At 58.5% G+C, this 4,348-nt stretch carries 5 protein-coding genes; all 5 read left to right on the top strand.

Going from position 1 to position 4,348, the window contains the following annotated elements:
• Nucleotides 1-49: 49 nt before the first annotated feature.
• Complete coding sequence (locus IAE77_RS08400; protein WP_294224645.1) at nt 50-2,068, top strand: ATP-dependent helicase; 2,019 nt, start codon at nt 50-52, stop codon at nt 2,066-2,068.
• 360 nt (nt 2,069-2,428) lie between these two features.
• Nucleotides 2,429-2,614 carry a hypothetical protein gene (locus IAE77_RS08395; RefSeq protein WP_294224644.1) on the top strand — a complete coding sequence of 62 codons (186 nt, stop codon included), beginning with the start codon at nt 2,429-2,431 and terminating at the stop codon, nt 2,612-2,614.
• Between the two features lie 29 nt (nt 2,615-2,643).
• Complete coding sequence (locus tag IAE77_RS08390; RefSeq protein WP_294224641.1) at nt 2,644-2,856, top strand: hypothetical protein; 213 nt, start codon at nt 2,644-2,646, stop codon at nt 2,854-2,856.
• Between the two features lie 59 nt (nt 2,857-2,915).
• Complete coding sequence (locus IAE77_RS08385; protein WP_294224638.1) at nt 2,916-3,965, top strand: hypothetical protein; 1,050 nt, start codon at nt 2,916-2,918, stop codon at nt 3,963-3,965.
• 9 nt (nt 3,966-3,974) lie between these two features.
• Nucleotides 3,975-4,348: hypothetical protein (locus IAE77_RS08380; RefSeq protein ID WP_294224635.1), on the top strand; the 374-nt coding region annotated here is incomplete at its 3' end.

Raw genomic sequence — 4,348 nt, 5'->3', positions numbered from 1 at the left:
CCCTCTGACGACCGCCTGATGGTCGGTCCCAGACAGGAAGTACGGCCCCATGCCCCGCGAATACACGCTGCATCAAGCTTCCGCCCCCACCCACCGCATCGACTACAAGGCGGAGCTCAATGAGCAGCAATACGCTGCCGTCGTGAGCCCGCCGGGGCAGTCGCTCGTCATCGCGGGGGCGGGATCGGGAAAGACACGCACGCTGACGTATCGCGTGGCGTGGTTGCTGGACAATGGCATCCAGCCGGAGTCCATCCTGCTGCTCACCTTCACGAACAAAGCCGCTCGCGAGATGCTGGAGCGCGTGCAGGCGCTCGTGTCCCTCGATGCCAGCCGCATCTGGGGCGGCACCTTCCACAGCATCGGGAACCGCCTCCTGCGCTACAACGCCGAGCGCCTCGGCTACCGCAAAGGCTTCTCCATCATGGATCGCGAGGACCAGAAGGACCTGCTGGAAACCGTGCTCGGCTCCAGCGGCATCGACACCACCACCTACCGCTTCCCGAAGGCCGAAGTGCTCGGCGACATCTTCTCGCTCGCCGACAACACGCTCTGCGAGCTCAAAGAGATCATCGACACGCGCTATCCCTACTTCGACAACGTCGCCGAGGGCATCCTGAAGGCGCGAAAGCTCTACCAGGACAAAAAACGCGAGACGAACTGCTTCGACTTCGACGATCTCCTCACGCAGACCGTCGCGCTGCTGGAAGAAAACGAGGACTTGCTCGAGCGCTACCGCCGCCAGTTCGAGTTCATCCTTGTCGATGAGTATCAGGACACCAATGGCCTCCAGTGCCGCCTCGTCGAGCTGCTCACCGGCCCGCAGGGAAACCTCATGGTCGTGGGCGATGACGCGCAGAGCATCTACTCCTGGCGCGGCGCCGATGTGTCGAACATCCTGAACTTCGACGAGCACTGGCCGAAAGCGCGCACGCACAAGATCGAGGTGAACTACCGCAGCGTGCCCGAGGTGCTGAACCTCGCCAATGCCGCCATCGCCATGAATCGCGGGCAGATTCCGAAGAACTTGCAGCCTGCGCGTGAATCCAAAGGCGTGCTGCCCGCGCTCGTCGCGCTCGACAATTCCTCCGCGCAGGCCGCCTTCGTCGCGCAGCGCATTTTGGAGCTGCAGGACGAGGGCTGCGACCTCAACGACATCGCCATCCTCTACCGCGCCCACTTTCACAGCATGGAGATCCAGATGGAGCTCACGCAGCGCGGCATCCCGTTTCAGATCACCAGCGGGCTGCGCTTCTTCGAGCAGGCACATGTCAAAGACGTCGCCGCCTTCATGAAGTTCGCCGTGAACCGCCAGGATGAGGTCAGCTTCATGCGCATGGTGCGTCTGTGCGATGGCATCGGCAATGTCAGCGCCATTAAGCTCTGGAACGACTGGCTGCAAAGCGATGCCGCCAAGGCCGAGACGATGACCGGCACCTTCTCCGAGGTGCTGCTGGGCCTCAAAGTGCCGAAGAAGGCCAAAACGACCTGGGAACAGTTCGCCTACACGCTCGATGAGCTCCTCGACAAGGAAGGCAAAGTCGTCGCGCCCGCCATGATGATCCGCAGCATCGTCGAAGGCGTGTATGAGGACTACATGAAGGCGAAGTTCAAAAACTACGAGCAGCGCCAGCAGGACCTCGAACAGCTCAGCAACTTCAGCGACCGCTTCACCGATGCCTTGGAGTTCCTCAGCCAGCTCTCGCTCCTCAGCGGCGTCGATACCGACAACAAGCCCGACCAGCAGGCCCAGGACCGCGATGCCGTCACGCTGACGACCGGTCATCAGGCCAAAGGCCTCGAATGGAAGGTCGTTTTCGCCGTCTGGCTCGCCGACGGCATGTTCCCCCACAAACGCGCCATCGACGAAGGCGGCGACACCGCCCTCGAAGAAGAGCGCCGCCTCTTCTACGTCACGGTGACCCGCGCCAAGGACGAGCTGTATCTCACTTATCCCGTCATCAATCACCAAGCGCGAGACGGTGACATCATGATGCGTCCGTCACGCTTCCTCACGGATCTGCCGAAGGATCTCGTCGAGGTGTGGAATGTGAAGAGCGGGTGGTAGGGAAAGCGTAGAGCAAAGGGCAAAGAGCGTAGAGTCAGACAATCCTACTCGTCCTCCTACTCTTACTCCTCCTCCCGGATCGCGAAGAGCGTCGTTTCAGGTTTCAGGTTCCAAGTTTCAAGATGCTTACGCCTCCGCGCCAGCGTCGTGGAGTGCGGTGACAGAGGGGCAAGGCGCAAGCCTGCCCCGTCGGCACCGCTGTCGAGCGCAGGAACAACGCGCTCTGGCCTCTGATTACCATCCGGCACACGACAGCGGTGTCGCGCCAAGGCTTGCCACCGCACTCCACGACGCTGCCGCGCCTTTTCGCGCATCAACATCCATCTTGCCGTTTCGGCCTCTCATGACATTCTCCGCGCCATGAGCGCGTCCCTCACCATCCAGTTCCCCGGCGAACTCGGCAGCTTCGTCGAGCAGCAACGCTGGAGCTGGTTGGAGAAAGAACTCACTTCCGGCATGCTGGCCGCCGAATCAGAGTTTGTGCCGCTTGATGCCGAGTCGGTGATTGCCGAGGCCAAAGCTCGGAAGCAAGCTCGTCCACGCTGATTCTCAACCCACTGGTTCCTTTCAAACCCATGCCAGCGGCCATCGACCAAGTCTATTCCACCGCTTGCTCCCTCGCGCTGCCTGATTTGGGCGTTCTGGTCACCCGCCTGCTCGGAGAACTCTCGACTGCGCTCCCCAACACCACGGATGACGAACTCACCGCGATAGCAGACGCCCGCGAGGTTGAACTGGACAGCGATTCGGCTGCCACGATCACGCATGACGACATGCAGGTCTTCTGAGAGGCACCGCCAATCATTGTAGTTGAGGAATAGATCAGCCAGTTCACTTGTGCGTTAACATGAAGCTCTTCCAATTGCTTGCGGCGCTACAGGAAACCGTCTCCGAAATGCCTGGTGAAAATGACTCTCCCGAGAAGATGGAGAACCAAGGGTTTGATAAAAGTCTTTATGTTGATGTTCGCCCATTTCTAAAAGAGGTGAAAAAGATCTCTGACTATTTACGCCAGTTCAATGAATCAGAATATGGTGTGACCATATCGCACGAGCCACCGCATCGAATTCAAGCACTGGTCGAGGCGTTAACGAACCTGAGTTCCATTGTGAGTCGCGCGAGATCGTTGCTTGTAAGAGCAGGGCCAAGCAACGAAGTTCGTCCCAACATCTTCCCCTCTCTGGCGAAGGAAGTTAGGGAGTCGTGTGAACGAGTGATCGATCTATTTGATCCATTGATTGCCAAACAGAAGCTTGAAGCTTTGGATCCGAAGAACGTTGCCGCTCAGATTGAAAGACTGTCGGAAAAAATCGAAGAGCGTGAAAAACAGGCGCTTGAGCAACAAAAAGCAGCTGAGTCTGCGGTGTTGGTGGAAGACAATGTCGCGGAGCTTTCGACGGCGATCGCGCACCATGAATCTGAGGCTGCGAAGTGGTTTAAGTTTTATGTGGGCATCCTGATCTTCACGCTTTGGATCATGATCTGGATGTTTGCTAACCCACCACTGCTTTTTTGGTTCGGTCCGCGTTTCAATCCTGTTACATCAGGTCTCTTTCAAGACCCAGAAGACCCATTGCTGCAAATGATCCGGCTGGGGATTGGCAAACTTGTCTTGGCATCATTCATCATTGGCATCTGCGTGATTACAGGGCGGATATACCAGACGCATGTCCACAACGTAATTGTCAATCGGCAGCGCAGAATGGCGAGTGTGGCTTTTCTTCAACTATACAAGGCTCTCGACCCAATGGATGCGGCAAGCCGAAACAACGTGGTCGTTCAGGCCTGTCAGGCGATTTTCACACACAGCAGCACAGGTTTTCTGCCGAAAAGTAGCAATGAGTACACAAATCTCGCGGAAGTGTTGGCGGAAGCGATCAAGAAGGCCAGGAGTTGAATGAGTCTCATGAATGCACGGTGCCAGTGTGTGATGGTGTTCTTGGTGATTAGCATCCTCACATCATGCTGCTCGAAGGCACCCTACGTCCCCGACGCCCGCGAGCCCAACGACCTGCCGCCCTCGCCGCGCTACAGCGTCGTTTGGATGGCCCTGCGCGATGAATTGCCGTGTCATGGCACGAAGGGCGAGTTTTACCTCTGCCAGGGCCCGGAGCAGGTGGCGGCGTTGCAGCGGGATCTGCCGGAGTTCACGCTGCGGCATGCTTCCGAAACCTACACGGCCCCGGTGAAGGACTGGCCCGGCCTTTTCTGGAGCCACCGGCTCTCCGATGACGCGCTGGCGACGCGGGTGACGATCGACATCGACACCGCCACGGCGGA

This window comes from Prosthecobacter sp., from assembly GCF_014879935.1.
Classification (GTDB): domain Bacteria; phylum Verrucomicrobiota; class Verrucomicrobiia; order Verrucomicrobiales; family Verrucomicrobiaceae; genus Prosthecobacter.
The sequence above is the reverse complement of the archived record's forward strand: the minus strand, read 5'-3'. Positions and strand labels throughout refer to the sequence as shown.